Origin of the sequence: Kitasatospora sp. NBC_01266 (assembly GCF_036242395.1) — a bacterium.
In the GTDB taxonomy this organism is placed as follows: domain Bacteria; phylum Actinomycetota; class Actinomycetes; order Streptomycetales; family Streptomycetaceae; genus Kitasatospora.
On sequence record NZ_CP108458.1, the window covers coordinates 5,780,483 to 5,796,218 of the forward strand.

At 72.6% G+C, this 15,736-nt stretch carries 13 protein-coding genes; 8 read left to right on the forward strand and 5 right to left on the reverse strand.

Going from position 1 to position 15,736, the window contains the following annotated elements:
• Positions 1-114 precede the first annotated feature (114 nt).
• The 5 genes from OG403_RS25220 (at position 115) to OG403_RS25240 (ending at position 4,971) form a co-directional block, all read left to right on the forward strand.
• The gene (locus OG403_RS25220; RefSeq protein ID WP_329568099.1) at positions 115-600 is read left to right on the forward strand and encodes a DUF1453 domain-containing protein; all 486 of its coding nucleotides are present in this window, start codon (positions 115-117) and stop codon (positions 598-600) included.
• A gap of 30 nt (positions 601-630) precedes the next feature.
• Positions 631-1,797 (forward strand): sensor histidine kinase, encoded by a 1,167-nt coding sequence (locus tag OG403_RS25225; protein ID WP_442910979.1) that lies wholly within the window; start codon positions 631-633, stop codon positions 1,795-1,797.
• A 179-nt stretch (positions 1,798-1,976) separates the two neighbouring features.
• Positions 1,977-2,636 carry a response regulator gene (locus OG403_RS25230; protein WP_442911088.1) on the forward strand — a complete coding sequence of 220 codons (660 nt, stop codon included), beginning with the start codon at positions 1,977-1,979 and terminating at the stop codon, positions 2,634-2,636.
• 182 nt (positions 2,637-2,818) lie between these two features.
• The gene (locus OG403_RS25235) at positions 2,819-3,319 is read left to right on the forward strand and encodes a DUF485 domain-containing protein (protein ID WP_329568103.1); all 501 of its coding nucleotides are present in this window, start codon (positions 2,819-2,821) and stop codon (positions 3,317-3,319) included.
• Positions 3,316-4,971 (forward strand): solute symporter family protein, encoded by a 1,656-nt coding sequence (locus OG403_RS25240; protein ID WP_329568105.1) that lies wholly within the window; start codon positions 3,316-3,318, stop codon positions 4,969-4,971. The genes OG403_RS25235 and OG403_RS25240 overlap by 4 nt, the downstream gene beginning before the upstream one ends.
• Before the next feature lie 74 nt (positions 4,972-5,045).
• Here the strand turns inward: OG403_RS25240 and OG403_RS25245 are convergent, their stop codons facing one another.
• The 3 genes from OG403_RS25245 to OG403_RS25255 form a co-directional block, all read right to left on the reverse strand.
• A complete protein-coding gene (locus OG403_RS25245) occupies positions 5,046-6,191 on the reverse strand; it encodes a C40 family peptidase (protein ID WP_329568107.1) in 1,146 nt (381 codons plus the stop codon).
• A gap of 247 nt (positions 6,192-6,438) precedes the next feature.
• Positions 6,439-7,356, reverse strand: a complete 918-nt coding sequence (locus OG403_RS25250) for a sucrase ferredoxin (protein ID WP_329568109.1) — start codon at positions 7,354-7,356, stop codon at positions 6,439-6,441.
• Positions 7,357-7,409: 53 nt separating this feature from the next.
• On the reverse strand, positions 7,410-9,860 hold the full coding sequence (locus OG403_RS25255; protein WP_329568111.1) for a DNA gyrase/topoisomerase IV subunit A: 2,451 nt from the start codon (positions 9,858-9,860) through the stop codon (positions 7,410-7,412).
• Between the two features lie 294 nt (positions 9,861-10,154).
• Between OG403_RS25255 and OG403_RS25260 the strand changes: the two genes are divergently transcribed.
• The 3 genes from OG403_RS25260 to OG403_RS25270 all read left to right on the forward strand — a co-directional run bounded on the left by OG403_RS25260 (position 10,155) and on the right by OG403_RS25270 (position 14,457).
• Entirely contained in the window at positions 10,155-11,504 is a 1,350-nt protein-coding gene (locus OG403_RS25260; RefSeq protein WP_329568113.1) for a M16 family metallopeptidase, read from the forward strand.
• Positions 11,501-12,889: a M16 family metallopeptidase gene (locus OG403_RS25265; RefSeq protein WP_329568115.1), complete on the forward strand. Its 1,389-nt coding sequence runs from the start codon at positions 11,501-11,503 to the stop codon at positions 12,887-12,889. Before OG403_RS25260 ends, OG403_RS25265 begins: the two co-directional genes overlap by 4 nt.
• Before the next feature lie 374 nt (positions 12,890-13,263).
• On the forward strand, positions 13,264-14,457 hold the full coding sequence (locus OG403_RS25270; RefSeq protein WP_329568117.1) for an RtcB family protein: 1,194 nt from the start codon (positions 13,264-13,266) through the stop codon (positions 14,455-14,457).
• A gap of 30 nt (positions 14,458-14,487) precedes the next feature.
• On the opposite strand, the gene OG403_RS25275 is transcribed toward OG403_RS25270, so the two are convergent.
• Positions 14,488-15,225 carry a GNAT family N-acetyltransferase gene (locus tag OG403_RS25275; RefSeq protein WP_329568119.1) on the reverse strand — a complete coding sequence of 246 codons (738 nt, stop codon included), beginning with the start codon at positions 15,223-15,225 and terminating at the stop codon, positions 14,488-14,490.
• 91 nt (positions 15,226-15,316) lie between these two features.
• A complete protein-coding gene (locus OG403_RS25280; protein WP_329568121.1) occupies positions 15,317-15,598 on the reverse strand; it encodes an HPr family phosphocarrier protein in 282 nt (93 codons plus the stop codon).
• Between the last annotated feature and the right edge of the window lie 138 nt (positions 15,599-15,736).

Consider the following 15,736-nt stretch of genomic DNA (forward strand, 5'->3'; position numbering starts at 1 on the left):
CGGGTGGAGGGCCCCTCAGTCGTGGGATCAACCCTGGAGCCGATCAGCCCGGCAGGCGGAATCCGTAGCGTCGTAGCTGTCAGAACCTCCCCAGCCGAGACGGAGCGAAGTCCGATGACCGGCATCGCCAACATCCTCGTCATCCTCGTCGTGCTCGTGTTCGTCGCCAGCCGTCAGCTCCGAACCCGCAAGATCGACACCGAGCGGCGCTTCTGGCTGCTGCCGCTGATCCTCTGCGCGCTCGGACTGGCCGACAAGCATCTGATCGACCCGGCGCACAGGGCCGAGGCGATCGGCCTGCTGGCCGCCTCGCTCGTGGTGGTCGCCGCCATGGGTTCGGTCTGGGGCTGGACCGTCCGGATGTGGCGGGCGGGCGACGGCACCGTCTGGACCAAGGGCACCGTCGCCACCCTGGCGGCCTGGGCGGGCATGATCGCGGTGCGGATCGGGCTGTACGGCCTCGGCGCGACGCTGCATGTCCACCAGGACGCGCAGGCGCTCTACCTCACCCTCGGGGTGCTGCTGCTGGTCCGCGGCGCCGTGGTGAACTGGAGGGCCCGGGGCCTGGACGCCCCGCACACGCTGAACGTGGTGGGCTGAACGATCGCCACCACCACCGGAGGAGCACCCGTGCAGCTGGAGACCTGGAGGCGCTGGCCGACGCGGGACGCGCGGGCCAGTGGCGAGCGCTCCGCGCCCGGCCGGATGCTCACCGTGGCCGGCCGGCTGGCCCTGGCCCTGACCGTGCTGCTCGGGACGGTCAGGGCCGACCGGTTCACCGGCACGGACGCGGTCGTCTCGCTGCTGGCAGTGCTGGCCGCCGGCGGGCTCTTCTACCTGTTCGTCCGCAGTACCCGGCTGCACCGGATCGGCTGGGCGCTGGCGGCGGCCGCCCAGCTGCTGATCGTCGCCGGGGTGGCGGACCAGGTGGGCGCCGTGGTGCTCGCCAATGTGATCTGGTGCGGGCTCGCCGTCATGGCGCTGCTCCGGCTGCCGCTGGCGGGCGCGCTGCCCACCTGTGCGGGAGCGCTCGTCTCCTACGCGGTGGCCACCCGGGACGGCTTCCTCGCGCTGGTCGCCACGCTGGCCGGCCTGGTCCTGCTGGGCTACCTGCTCCGACTGGACGCCGAGGCCCGCGGCACCGCCCAGCGGCTGCTGCAGCAGGAGCGGGCCGCCCGGGCGGCCGAGGCGGAGAGCGCCGCGCTGGCCGAGCGGGCCCGGATCGCCCGGGAGATCCACGACGTGCTGGCGCACAGCCTCTCCGCCCAGCTGGTCCATCTGGAGGCGGCCCGGCTGATGCTGGACAGCGGGGCACAGCGGGACCAGATCAGGGACCGGGTGGTGGCGGCCCGGCGGATGGCCCAGGAGGGGTTGACCGAGACCAAGCAGGCGCTCTCCGCGCTGCGCGGCGAGTTCACCCCGGTCGGCGAGTTCCTGGTGGAGCTGACCGGGCAGGAGCAGGCCACCCTGACGGTGACCGGTACGCCCCGGCCGCTGGGCGCCGAGGCAGGGCTGGCGGTGCGGCGCACGGCGCAGGAGGCGCTCACCAACGTCCGCAAGCACGCACCGCGGGCCGGGCGCGCGGTGGTGCTGCGCTACCTCGAGCAGGCGGTGGAGCTGGAGGTCAGGAACAGCGGCGGACCCGCCGACCCGGCCGCGGCCGAGCTGGCCGCCAGCGGCAGCGGTTACGGGCTGCTGGGGATGCGGGAGCGGGCCGAACTGCTCGGCGGCAGCCTGGCGGCCGGCCCCGACGACGACGCCGGCGGCTGGCTGGTGCGGCTGCGGCTGCCGACCTGACGCGGCCGAGGTGACCAGGACCGGGCCGACGCGGTAGAACCTGGCGTGAAGCGGGCCCACGGAGAGCGAACAGTGAGCGGAGTGGCGGGTTGAACGGGCAGAGCGGCGCCGGTGGCGCGGGGACGGACACGCGGGTCCTGGTGGCGGACGACCAGACCGTGGTGCGCGAAGGCATCGTCATGCTGCTGGGCCTGCTGCCCGGCATCGAGGTGGTGGGGGCGGCCGCGGACGGCGAGGAGGCGGTCCGCCTGGTGGCGCAGCATGCCCCGGACGTGGTCCTGATGGACCTTCGGATGCCGCGCTGCGACGGCGTCGAGGCCACCCGGCTGATCCGGGCCCAGCACCCTGGCACCGAGGTCGTGGTGCTCACCACCTACGCCGACGACGACTCGCTCTTCGCCGCGCTGCAGGCCGGTGCCCGCGGCTACCTCACCAAGGACGCCGGCGCGGAGGAGATCGCCCGGGCCATCGCCGATGTCCGGGCCGGCGCGGCGGGCCTCTCCCCGCAGGTGCAGCGGCGGCTGCTGGAGCGGCTCGCCGGCCCGCCCGCGCCCGCGGCACCGCCGGCCGCCGCAGCGCTCGACCCGGTGGCCCCGCCGCCGCAGCACCGCTCGACCCAGCAGCTACCCGACGGTCTGACGGCCCGTGAGGCGGAGGTGCTCGCGCTGATCGCCGACGGCCTCTCCAACGCCGAGATCGCCGAGGCGCTCTTCGTCAGTCCGGCCACGGTCAAGACGCACATCAACAACCTCTTCGCCAAGACCGCCGTTCGCGATCGGGCACAGGCAGTCAGTTATGCGTTCAGGCACGGGCTTTCCCGTGGTTCGCAGACCGATTGACTTCACCTCATTGAGTGAAATGCCCGGCTGAATGCCATATTTCGGATTTCGACCCGCCATGATTGGACCCGTCAGGGCGCCGTCGGTACGCCGAATGGATCTTCGGGGCGGGTCGTCCGGAGTGCCCGGTGCCGATCTCCGACGCCCACCGCTCGGTGGCGCATCCCGTACAGGGAGCAGCTTTGGCACAGCACGAAGTCACCGGATCAACCGGTTCCACGCCCCGGCAGGGCCATCGGTTCGACTGGTGGTCCACTCCCGGCAAGCCCGGCGCGGCCAAGCGGTCGGCTCGCGACCGGGTTGGCGCGGCGCGATCCGCCGTCCCAGCCCAGCGGTCCCTCCAGACGCCGCCGCAGGTGCCGGATCCGGCGATCGCCGAGGTCTACCGGGAGGTTCAGCGGAGCGACGCCTTCCAGGAGATCCGCCGGGACTACCGGAGGTTCGTCTTCCCGGCCACCGCCGTCTTCCTCGGTTGGTACCTCGGCTATGTGACCGCCCAGGCCCTGGCACCGGACCTGATGCGCACTCAGCTCATCGGCCCGTTCAGCGTGGCCTGGCTGCTGGGGCTGCTGCAGTTCGTCTCGACCTTTCTGATCACCTGGCTCTACGCCCGCAATGCCCGCACCAAGCGTGACCGAGCCGCCCTCGGCCTGCGCTGGGACACCCAGGACCAGTTGCGATGACACCTTCCACCTTCACCGCCGTGCCGATCGCCGCCAGGCCCGAGGCCGCCACCGGGGGCCAGCACCACGAACTCGCCGTGGTGCTCTTCGCCCTGGTGGTCGTGGTGACCTTGGCCATCACCCTCTGGGTCGGGCGACGCGGCCAGGCCGCCGAGGACTTCTACGCCGGCGGACGGGACTTCGGCCCGCTGCAGAACGGCATCGCGCTCTCCGGCGACTACCTCTCGGCCGCCTCCTTCCTCGGCGTGACCGGGCTGATCGCCCTGTACGGCTACGACGGCATGCTCTACAGCATCGGCTTCCTGGTCGCCTGGCTGGTCGTGCTGATGTGGGTGGCCGAACTGGTCCGCAACACCGGCCGGTACACGCTGGCCGACGTGCTGGCCACCCGGATGCGCCAGCGCCCGGTCCGCGCGGCGGCCGGCAGCGCCAGCGTGGTGGTCACCCTGCTCTACCTGATCGCCCAGATGGTCGGCGCGGGCAGCCTGGTGGGACTGCTGCTGGGTACCACCGGGGCCGCCGCGAACACCTGGACCATCCTCGCGGTCGGCGCCCTGATGATCATCTATGTCACGGTCGGCGGCATGCGGGCCACCACCTGGATCCAGATCGTCAAGGCCATGATGCTGATGACCGGGGCCGTGCTGCTCACCGTCTGCGTGCTGATCCACTTCCAGGGCGACCTCGGCGAGCTGATGCACGCCGCGGCCCGCAGCAGCGGCGCGGGCGACCGCTATCTGGAGCCGGGCCTCAAGTACGGCGGCTCGGTCACCGAGCGGCTCGACTTCGTCAGCCTGGGCCTGGCCCTGGTGCTGGGGACGGCCGGCCTGCCGCACATCCTGTCCCGCTTCTACACCGTCCCCACCGCCCGGGCCGCCCGCCGCTCGACGATCTGGGCGATCGGTCTGGTCGGCGCCTTCTACCTGATGACCGTCGTGCTCGGCCTCGGGGCCACCGCGCTGGTCGGCTCCACGGCGGTGAAGTCCGCCAACTCGGCCGGGAACACCGCCGTTCCGCTGCTCGCGCTCAACCTGGGCGGCGGCGAGGGGAGCACCGGGGGCACCCTGCTCTTCGCCGTCACCTCCGCCATCGCCTTCGCCACGATCCTCGCGGTGGTGGCCGGTCTGACCCTGGCCTCGTCGGTCTCCTTCGCGCACGACCTCTACGCCCAGGCCTTCCGTCGGCCGGGCCGCCCACCGGTGACGGACCGCCAGGAGGTGGTGGTGGCAAGGCTGGCAGCGGTGGTGATCGGCGGCCTGGCGGTGGTGCTGAGCCTCTTCGCCCAGCGGCTGAACGTCGCCTTCCTGGTCAGTCTGGCCTTCGCGGTGGCGGCCTCGGCCAACCTGCCCACCCTGCTCTACAGCCTCTTCTGGCGCCGCTTCACCACCCGCGGCGCCTGCTGGTCGACGTACGGCGGCCTGGTGCCGGCGCTGGTCCTGGTGTTCTTCTCACCGGTCGTCTCCGGCAGCAAGACCGCGATGTTCCCCGGCGTGGACTTCCACTGGTTCCCGCTGGAGAACCCGGGGTTGATCTCCATCCCGCTCGGCTTCCTGCTCGGCTGGGTCGGCACGGTCAGCGGTGAGGAACGGGCGGACCCGGACAAGTTCGCCGAGCTGGAGGTGCGTTCGCTCACCGGCGCCGGCGCGGTCTGAGCACACCGTGGCAGACGCTCGCGGGCCCCGGTCGCAGGTGGCGACCGGGGCCCGCGAGCGTGCGGCCGTGAAGGTCACGGGCGAGAGATGAAGCTCGGGAAGTAGCCGCTGTTCAGGTGCGCGATCCGGACCGTGGTGCCCGGGTGCGCGGCCTCGATGTACCGGTTGCCGCCCAGGTAGATGGCGACGTGGTGGATCCCGCCGACGCTCCCGTCGTAGGACCAGAAGAGCAGGTCGCCGCGCTGCATCCGGCTCGCGCTCACCGGCGTCGTGGCGGAGTACTGCTCGTCGGCGATCCGGGGCAGCGAGATCCCGGCGCGCCGGAAGGACTGCTGGGTCAGACCGGAGCAGTCATAACCGTCCGGGCCGTTGCCGCCCCAGACGAAGGGCTTGCCGAGCTGGTCCTGGGCGAACGCCAGGGCGGAGTCGACATCGCCGCTGGAGGCCTCCGACTGCGCGGCGCCGGCCGACTGACCGCTGTCGGTGCCGCTGCCGCTGCCGCTGCCACTGTCGCCGTCGCCGTTGGAGCCGATCCGGTTGAGGTAGATGTCGCGGTGGCTGGTGTAGCGCCATTCGCCGCTGCTGTTCTGGAACCAGTAGACCGAGCCGTCCCAGCCCTGCTGGATGTCGCCGTTGGTCGTGCTCGCGGAGCTGTCGGTGCCGCTGCTGCTGCCACTGTCGCCGTCGCCGTTGGAGCCGATGCGGCTGAGGTAGGTGTCGCGGTGGCTGGTGTAGCGCCATTCGCCGCTGCTGTTCTGGAACCAGTAGACCGAGCCGTCCCAGCCCTGCTGGATGTCGCCGCCACCGGCGGTCGTGTCCGCCGTGCTGCTGGTGCTGCTGGTGCTGCCGGAGTCGTCGGAGCTGTCGGAGCCGTCGGCCGAAGCGCCTTGGTCGTCGTCGCCGGTGGCGCCGTCGTCGCCGTTCGTCGGATCGTCGGCGCTGACCAGGCCGGGGGCGAGGGCGAGGTGCTCGGGCAGCGGCGCCGCGCTCGCCAGGTCGGCGCCGAAGCCGATCGAGCCGGCGCCCGCGACGATCGCGGCGGCCAGGCCGACCCGGTGGCGCAGGCGGGTGGCCCGGTGGTGCGAGCCGTGCTCGGCGGTCGGGGTGTCGGCAGCCGACTCGTCGCAGCCCTCGGCGGTCCCGGAGGCTTCGGGAGCCGGGGAGGGCTGGTCGGCTATCGGATCGGCAGAGGTCAGGTCCGGGTTGAGGTCCGGCTTCATGTCCGGTGCATTCCTTCCGTACGCCCGGCGGGGCCGGGGCGGCGGAACGGACCGAAACGGCCCGTTCCGCACGGCGCCGGGGGTCCGCGGCCCCCGCCGGCTCCGGGAACGGAGCGGGCGGAGAGCCTCCGCGTGGGGGAGTCCCACGGCCGCCACGCTAAGCAGCCGATGAGCCGACCCGCGTCGTGGACTGCGCCGACCGAGGGTGCACGTTCGGTGACCGGTCCCGGGGATGCACGGCAGCGGCTCAGCAGGCGGCGGCCTGGTCGGCCACCACCGACCGCACCTCCATCCGCACCGGCGTGCCCGGCGCCTTGGCGCAGCTCTCCGGGCGGGGCGGCTCGCTCAGCCCCCGCACCACCTCGACCAGCCAGCCGCGCCCGTCGGTGTGCCGCACCCGGCAGCGCCACTCGCCGGCCGCGAGCGGCTGCTGAGTCACGGTCAGCGCCTCCGCCGCGGTCTCCTCGATCAGCTTGCGCACGGCCTGCTCGGCGGCCTGGGCCGGCCGGTCCCAGCAGGAGCGTCCGCGCGACCAGCGCGGCGCCATCTGCCCGACGGCGGTGGCCGCCAGGACCTCCTTGGCCGAGGCGTCGGTCAGCCGCCCGTACGCGTAGCCGTACGGCAGCACCAGCATGGTGGGGGAGAAGCGGTGGCCGCCCAGGTGGGTGATCTCCCAGACCTCGCTGTGCCCGGCGGCGGCCAGCTCGGCGGCCAGCGGGCGGCCGAGCAGCGCGCAGCAACGGTCGCGGCGGCCGTTGGTGCACACCAGGGCCAGCGGGCCGCCGGTGTGCGGACTGCCGAAGCCGCCGTGCTCGCCCGAGCCAGCCGCGGCCAGGTCCAGCGAGAGCAGCTCCGCGACGTCCGTGACCTCGGCCCGGCGGATCCACCCCAGCCCCGGGACCGTGTGCGCGAGGATCACCTGGCGCCCGGCCGCCGGGCGGTCATCGGCGTGCCGTCCTGGGCGGCGGATCAGCGCGACCCGCACCCCGCTGCCCGCAGCGGCCGCGTCCAACGCCCGACCCAGCTGCGGGTCGAGGTGGCTCTCGGTCAGGGCCTTCGCCCCCCACGGGCCGGTCTGCTCGATCAGCAGCCAGGTGGTCGCGGTGGCCGCGGTGGCGGCCAGGGGCTCGGCCAGCTCGGTGGACAGCGTCGTACAGATGCTCACCCGGGCACCCTACCGTCGTGCGGTGGAGTGCCCGGGTGGCACCGAACGCGACGTCAGACCGGCCCGGCGACCGCCGCGATCGCCGTGGTCACCGGCGTCCCCGAGCCGTCCCGGCGCGGGTCGCGCTCCGGCAGCGCCACCGGCGAGCCGTTCGCCGCCGCCGCACGGGCCGGCGCCGGCCCCGCCCAGCCGAAGGCCAGCGAATCCTCACCGCGCAGGTAGCGCTGGCAGCGCACCCCGCCGGTGGCCCGCCCCTTGCGCGGGTAGAGCTCGAACGGCGTGACCTTCCAGCTGGTCTGCGCCTCACCCGTGAGGGTGCCCGAGGTGCCGGCCACCGAGACCACCACCGCGTCCGCCGCCGGATCCACCGCCGTGAACGAGATCACCCGCGCCCCGTCCGCCAGCTTGATCCCGGCCATACCGCCGGCCGGACGGCCCTGCGGCCGGACCTGGCTCGCCGGGTAGCGCAGCAACTGGGCGTCGCTGGTGATGAAGACCAGCTCCTCCTCGCCGGTGCGCAGCTCGACCGCGCCCACCAGCTCGTCGCCGTCCTTGAGCCCGATCACCTCGAACTCGTCCTTGTTGGCCGGCCACTCCGGGACCACCCGCTTGACCACGCCCTGCACGGTGCCGAGCGCGAGGCCGGGCGAGGACTCGTCCAGGGTGGTCAGCGCGATCAGCCGCTCGCCGGCGTCCAGCTTCAGGAACTCCGACACCTGGGCCCCGCCGGCCAGTGCCAGGCTCTGCTGCGGCGGCAGCGCGGGCAGGTCGATCACCGGCATCCGCAGCACCCGCCCGGCCGAGGTCACCGCGCCCACGTCACCGCGCGCCGTGGCCGGCACCGCGGAGACGATCGCGTCGTGCTTGGAGCGGCTCTCCGGCAGCTGGCCGGCCTCGCCGTCCGCCGTGCGGGCCAGCAGGCCGGTGGAGGAGAGCAGCACCCGGCACGGGTCGTCCGCCACCTCCAGCGGCACCGCGAGTGCTGCCGAGGGCAGCGCGCCGGCCTCCAGCAGCACGGTGCGCCGCTCGGTGCCGAACTGCTTGGCCACCGCGCCCAGCTCGCTGGAGACCACGCCGCGCAGCTTGGTGTCCGAGTCCAGGATCTCGGTCAGCTCCGCGATCTCGGTGATCAGCTTGGTCTGCTCCGCCTCCAGCTCGACCCGGTCGAACCGGGTCAGCCGGCGCAGCGGGGTGTCCAGGATGTACGCGGTCTGCGTCTCGGACAGCGAGAAGCGCTCCATCAGGCGCTCCTTGGCCTGCGTCGCGTTGTCGCTGGACCTGATCAGCGAAATGACCTCGTCGATGTCGACGAGCGCCACCAGCAGGCCCTCGACCAGGTGCAGCCGCTCCTGGCGCTTGCGGCGGCGGAACTCGCTGCGCCGGCGGACCACCTCGAAGCGGTGGTCGACGTAGACCTCCAGCAGCTCCTTCAGCCCCAGCGTGAGCGGCTGGCCGTCGACCAGTGCCACGTTGTTGATGCCGAAGTTCTCCTCCAGCGGGGTCAGCTTGTAGAGCTGCTCCAGCAGTGCTTCCGGGACGAAGCCGTTCTTGACCTCGATCACCAGCCGCAGGCCGTGCTCACGGTCGGTCAGGTCCTTGACGTCCGCCACGCCCTGCAGCTTCTTGGCGTTGACCAGGTCCTTGATCTTGGCGATCACCTTCTCCGGGCCGACCGAGAAGGGCAGCTCGGTCACCACGATGCCCTTGCGGCGGGCGGTGACGTTCTCGATCGTCGTGGTGGCTCGGATCTTGAAGGTGCCGCGACCGCTCTCATAGGCGTCCCGGATCCCCGACAGGCCCACGATCCGGCCGCCGGTCGGCAGGTCGGGACCGGGAATGAAGCGCATCAGGGTGTCGAGGTCGGCACTCGGGTGCTTGATCAGATGCCGGGCGGCGGCCACCACCTCGGCCAGGTTGTGCGGCGGCATGTTGGTCGCCATGCCGACCGCGATCCCGGTGGCACCGTTCACCAGCAGGTTCGGGAAGGCCGCCGGCAGCACCCCCGGCTCCTGCTCGCTGCCGTCGTAGTTCGGGCTGAAGTCGACGGTCTCCTCGTGGATCGACTCCACCAGCGCCATCGAGGCCGCGGTCAACCGCGACTCGGTGTACCGCATCGCGGCCGGCGGGTCGTCGTTGCCGAGCGAACCGAAGTTCCCGTGGCCGTCGATCAGCGGCACCCGCATCGAGAAGGGCTGCGCCATCCGGACGATCGAGTCGTAGATCGAGGCGTCACCGTGCGGATGCAGCCGGCCCATCACCTCGCCGACCACGCGGGCGCACTTCACATGCGCGCGCTCCGGGCGCAGGCCCATCTCGTTGGCCTGGTAGAGGATGCGCCGGTGCACCGGCTTGAGACCGTCCCGCGCGTCCGGCAGGGCGCGCGAGTAGATCACCGAGTAGGCGTACTCAAGGTAGGAAGCCTGCATCTCGTCCACGACGTCGACATCGAGGATCCGCTCCTCGAAGTCTCCGGGCGGCGGGGTCGGCGAACTGCGGCGGGCCATCGCGGCGGGGCTCCCTTGCGTCTGTCAGCTGCTTCACGTCTTCACGTGTCGTCACCGGGGGATACGGCGCCCCCCATTGTGGACCCTCGCACGGACACCCTCTGTCAAGGGCGGCTGTCCGCGGGCCCACCCCGCGCTACGTCGCGTCCCATCCGCTCATCCGACGGAAGCGGATCGGCTTCCGCCGGTGGCGAACGGGCAGTGCGCGCGGACTCATCCCGGCACCGTACGCGTTGCACCACAATGGGGGCGGTAGAGACCCCTGATCAACCTTGACGGGAAGGATCCGAGCGCATGGCCAACCCGGCCCCCGCCTCCGACAACGGAGGCATCGCCATCACCGAGCACCGCCTGGCCAACGGCCTGCGCGTGGTGCTCTCCGAGGACCACCTCACCCCGGTCGCCGCCGTCTGCCTCTGGTACGACGTGGGCTCCCGTCACGAGGTCAAGGGCCGCACCGGGCTGGCGCACCTCTTCGAGCACCTGATGTTCCAGGGCTCCGCGAACGTCTCCAACAACGGGCACTTCGAGCTGGTCCAGGGCGCCGGCGGTTCGCTCAACGGCACCACCAGCTTCGAGCGCACCAACTACTTCGAGACCATGCCAGCCCACCAGCTGGAGCTCGCCCTCTGGCTGGAGGCGGACCGGATGGGCTCGCTGCTGGCCGCCCTTGACGACGCGTCGATGGAGAACCAGCGCGACGTGGTCAAGAACGAGCGCCGCCAGCGCTACGACAACGTCCCCTACGGCACCGCCTTCGAGAAGCTCACCGCGCTCTCCTTCCCCGGCGAACACCCGTACCACCACACCCCGATCGGCTCGATGGCCGACCTGGACGCCGCCACCCTGGAGGACGCCCGGACGTTCTTCCGCACCTACTACGCACCCAACAACGCGGTGCTCTCGGTGGTCGGCGACATCGATCCCGAGCAGACCATCGCCTGGGTCGAGAAGTACTTCGGCACCATCCCCGCCCACGACGGCAAGCAGCCGCCGCGCGACGGCACGCTGCCCGAGACCATGGGCAAGGAGGTCCGCGAGCTGGTCGAGGAAGAGGTCCCGTCCCGCGCGCTGATGGCCTCCTACCGGCTGCCGCACGACGGCACCCGCGAGGCCGACGCCGCCGACCTGGCCCTGACCGTGCTCGGCTCCGGCGAGTCCAGCCGGCTCTACAACCGCCTGGTCCGCCGGGACCGCACCGCCGTCTCGGCCGGCTTCGGCCTGCTGCGACTGGCCGGCGCCCCCTCGCTCGGCTGGCTGGACGTGAAGACCTCCGGCGAGGCCACCATCGAGCAGATCGAACTCGCCGTCGACGAGGAGCTGGCCAGGTTCGCCGCCGAGGGCCCCACCACCGAGGAACTCGAGCGCGCCCAGGCCCAGATCGAGCGCGAGTGGCTGGACCGGCTCACCACCGTCGCCGGCCGGGCCGACGAACTCTGCCGGTACGCCGTCCTGTTCGGTGACCCCAAGCTGGTCAACAGCGCCCTGGACAAGGTGCTCGACGTCACCGCCGACGAGGTCAAGGCGGTGGCCGCCGCCCGACTTCGCCCCGACAACCGAGCGGTCCTGGTCTACGAGCCGCTCCCCGACACAGCCGCTGCTGGTGACGCCACCGACGGCGCTGCCGAGGAGGACGCCGCATGAGCGCCTACGTTCCCGCCATGACCTTCCACCCCCAGCCGGAGCCCGGCACGCCCACCCCCTGGGCGTTCCCCGCGCCCGAGCGGCTCGCGCTCGCCAACGGCCTGACGGTGCTGCACTGCGACCGCCCCGGCCAGCAGCTGGTCGCCGTCGAGGTGCTGCTGGACGCACCGCTCGCCGCCGAGCCCGAGGGCCTGGACGGCGTGGCCACCGTCCTCGCCCGGGCGCTCAGCGAGGGCACCGACACGCTCACCGCCGAGGAGTTCGCCGGTGAGCTGGAGCGGGCCGGCGCCACCATGGACGCGCACGCCGACCACCCCTGCATCCGGGTCGTCCTGGAGGTCCCGGCCTCCCGCCTGGAGCGCGGCCTGACCCTGCTGGCCGACGCCCTGCGGGCACCCGCGCTGCCCGCCGACGAGATCGAGCGGCTGGTCGCCAACCGGCTGGACGAGATCGTCCACGAGCAGGCCAACCCCGCCCGGCGCGGTGCCAAGGCGCTCTACGCCGAACTGTTCGACGCCGCCGACCGGCTCTCCCGGCCCCGCTCCGGCGTCGCCGAGACCGTCAAGCGGATCGACCGCGCGGCCGTCCAGGCCTTCTACGCCGCGCACGTCCGCCCCGCCACCGCCACCCTGGTGGTCGTCGGCGACCTCACCGGCATCGACCTGCCGGCCCTGCTGGAGTCCACCCTGGGCCGCTGGACCGGCGAGAAGGCCGAGCCCAGCACCGCCGCCGCGGTCACCGCCGACGACCAGGGCCGGGTGATCATCGTGGACCGTCCCGGCTCGGTGCAGACCCAGCTGCTGATCGGCCGGATCGGTCCCGACCGGCACGACCCCGGCTGGGCCGCGCAGATCCTCGGCACCTACTGCCTCGGCGGCACCCTGACCTCCCGCCTGGACAGGGTGCTGCGCGAGGAGAAGGGCTACACCTACGGTGTGCGGGCCTTCGCCCAGCCGCTGCGCTCCAACGCTGACGGCTCCGGCCGGGCACTGCTGGCGATCAGCGGCTCGGTGGACACCGCCTCCACCGCCCCCGCGCTGGCCGACACCTGGACCATCCTGCGCACCCTGGCAGCCGAGGGCCTGACCGACAGCGAGCGCGAGGAGGCCGTGCAGTTCCTGGTCGGCGTCGCCCCGCTGAAGTACGAGACGGCCGGCTCGGTCGCCGCCACCCTGGCCGACCAGGTCGAGCAGCACCTGCCCGACGACTACCAGGCCGAGGTCTACCGGCTGCTGGCCGCCCTCGACACGGACGCGGCCACCAAGGCCGTGGTCGCCGCCTTCCCGCCCGAGCACCTGGTGACGGTGCTGGTCGGCGACGCCTCGGTGATCGCGGACCAGGTCAAGGAGTTGGGCATCGGCGAGGTCACCGTGGTCGCCAACTGAGGCCGACCCACTGCTGACGCACCATCAGGAGGCCTGGCGGGCATGCCCGCCAGGCCTCCGTCGTATTTCCCTTGCGCGCTCTCAGGGCGCTGTGGGTTGATGGTCCCGAGCGCGTGAGCAGATCACGCGGACAGTCGAGCGGACGGAGAGGAGGCGGTCATCATGCGGGTCGAGCCAACCGGTAGGCGCAGCTGCGCCCAGCGCTCCCCGAGGCCGTCCTCTCCCACCGTCGCCTCGGCGCGCCGCCGCCGCGCCGCCTGAGCGCGCCGCTTCTCCACAGCTCCGCGCTTGTCCACAGTCTTCCCGAGCCACGCCGGACGCTTCGCGTGGCAGTCCTACGCTGGATCTGTCGACCTTTGGGGGTCTGTTTCACCATGTCGTACACCGAGGTACCGGGCGCGCGGGTGCCCATCCGGATGTGGGCCGACCCGGCCACCGTCGAGGGCGCCGCGATGCAGCAGCTGCGCAACATCTCCACCCTGCCCTGGCTGCACGGCCTGGCCGTGATGCCGGACGTCCACCTGGGCAAGGGCGCCACCGTCGGCTCCGTGATCGCCATGAAGGGCGCGGTCTGCCCGGCCGCCGTCGGCGTGGACATCGGCTGCGGGATGAGCGCGGTCAAGACCTCGCTCACCGCCCGCGATCTGCCGGACGACCTGAGCCGACTGCGTTCCAAGATCGAGCAGGCGATCCCGGTCGGGCGCGGGCTGCACAGTGAGCCGGTGGACCCGGGTTCGCTGCACGGCTTCCGCACGGCGGGGTGGGAGGACTTCTGGGCGCGGTTCGAGGGCGTGGCGCCGGAGGTGAAGTGGCGGCGCGAGCGGGCGATGCAGCAGATGGGGACGCTGGGAGCGGGCAACCATTTCGTCGAGGTATGTGTGGATAGTTCCGATTCGGTCTGGCTCATGCTGCACTCCGGGTCGCGCAACATCGGCAAGGAACTGGCCGAGCACCACATGACGGTGGCCCGATCGCTCCCGCACAACCAGGGCATCGTCGACCGCGACCTCGCGGTCTTCATCGCGGACACCCCGCAGATGAACGCCTACCGGCAGGACCTGTTCTGGGCGCAGGACTACGCCAAGCGGAACCGGGCGATGATGATGGCGCTCTTCCAGGACGTGCTGCGCAGCGAGTTCCGCAAGGCGAGGGTGGGCTTCGAGCCGGTGATCAGCTGCCATCACAACTACGTCGCCGAGGAGCGCTACGACGGCGTGGACCTGCTGGTCACGCGCAAGGGCGCGATCCGGGCCGGATCCGGTGACTACGGGATCATCCCCGGCTCGATGGGCACCGGTTCGTACATCGTCCGTGGTCTGGGCAGCCAGGACTCGTTCAACTCTGCCTCGCACGGCGCCGGCCGCAAGATGAGCCGGACGGCCGCCAAGAAGCGCTTCACCACGCAGGACCTGGTCGAGCAGACCAAGGGTGTGGAGTGCCGAAAGGACAGTGGCGTGGTGGACGAGATCCCGGGTGCGTACAAGTCCATCGAGAAGGTGATGGACCAGCAGCGTGACCTGGTCGAGGTGGTGGCGCACCTCAAGCAGGTGGTCTGCGTCAAGGGTTGAGGCTGCGCCGGGGCCGAGGGTGTCGGGGCGTCAGGCAGATGCCCCGGACACGCGCGCCGCGGCCACCGTGCGGCGGCGCAGGCCGATCCGTTCGTAGAGCCGCAGGGCGGAGGCATTGTCGCCGGCGACCATCAGGCCGGCCCGGCCGCAGCGGTGGAGCAGGGTCGCGAGGACCAGGCGGCAGGCGGCCTCCGCGTGGCCACGGCCGCGGCCGTGGGCGGGGTGGGCGGTGACGCCGGCCAGCAGGCCGAGGTCGGGGGCGCTCCAGGCGTCGGCGGCCAGTGCGGTGAGGCGGCCGGTCTCGTCGCGGACGCCGGCCCAGGCGCGGGCGCCGGGGCGCAGCGGGTGGGCGTGGGAGTCGGGGAAGGCGTGGTCGAGCAGGGCGGCGGCCTCCGGGAGTTCCTCGGGGGTCAGCCAGTGGGCGAGCGGTGAGGTGTCGAGGGCGGGGCCGTCGAGGTCCATCCAGTAGAAGGGCGGCGCCAGGTGCAGCCCGGGTATCCCGGCGACCAGCGTGGCGAGCAGGTCGCTCTCGCCGATCGGCCGGTAGCCGGGGCCGACCTCGCGCAGTGCGGCGCGGACCAGCCGGACGGCGGGCTCGGCGGGGCCGTGCACGGCGAGCCGGTCGCGGCCGGAGATCGCGGGGGAGGCGACCGCCACCGCGCCGTCCAGGGTGAAGGCGCGGATGCCGGGGGCGAAGCCCTGGGCGGCCCAGCGGATGATCGGGTGGGTGCCCAGCTCGTCGGCGGTGTCGATGGTCAGCTCGCGCATCCGGTGATTGTGACACTTCGGCACGGCGTGCCGAAGGGGCACCCCGCGGCGATCGGGGTGCCCCTCCGGAGTTCGGTGGCCGGGGGCGGCCTCAGGCCTCGGGCAGCTCGTCCAGGCCCTGCGCGACCATCGCGGCCAGGCGGTCCAGCGCGGCATCGGCCTCGGGGGCGTCGGAGGCCAGCACGACCTCCTCGCCGCCCTCGGCGCCGAGCGCCAGCAGGCCGAGCATCGAGGCGGCGTTGACCGGGTTGCCGCCGGCGGCCTTGGCGATGGTGACCGGCACGCCGAGGGCGGCGGCCGCTCGCACGAAGACGGAGGCGGGACGGGCGTGCAGGCCCTCGGGCCAACCGATGGTGACGCGGCGCTCAGCCATGAGACGTGCCTTTCAGGTGGTGCTGTGGCGACATGTTGTCTAGACCATTCTGGCACGCTCGGCGCGGAACTGGCGAGGCCGTGCGCGGAGCACTCCGGCCGGGCCGGCGCACGCCGGGCGCCATCCGGCCCGCCGCCG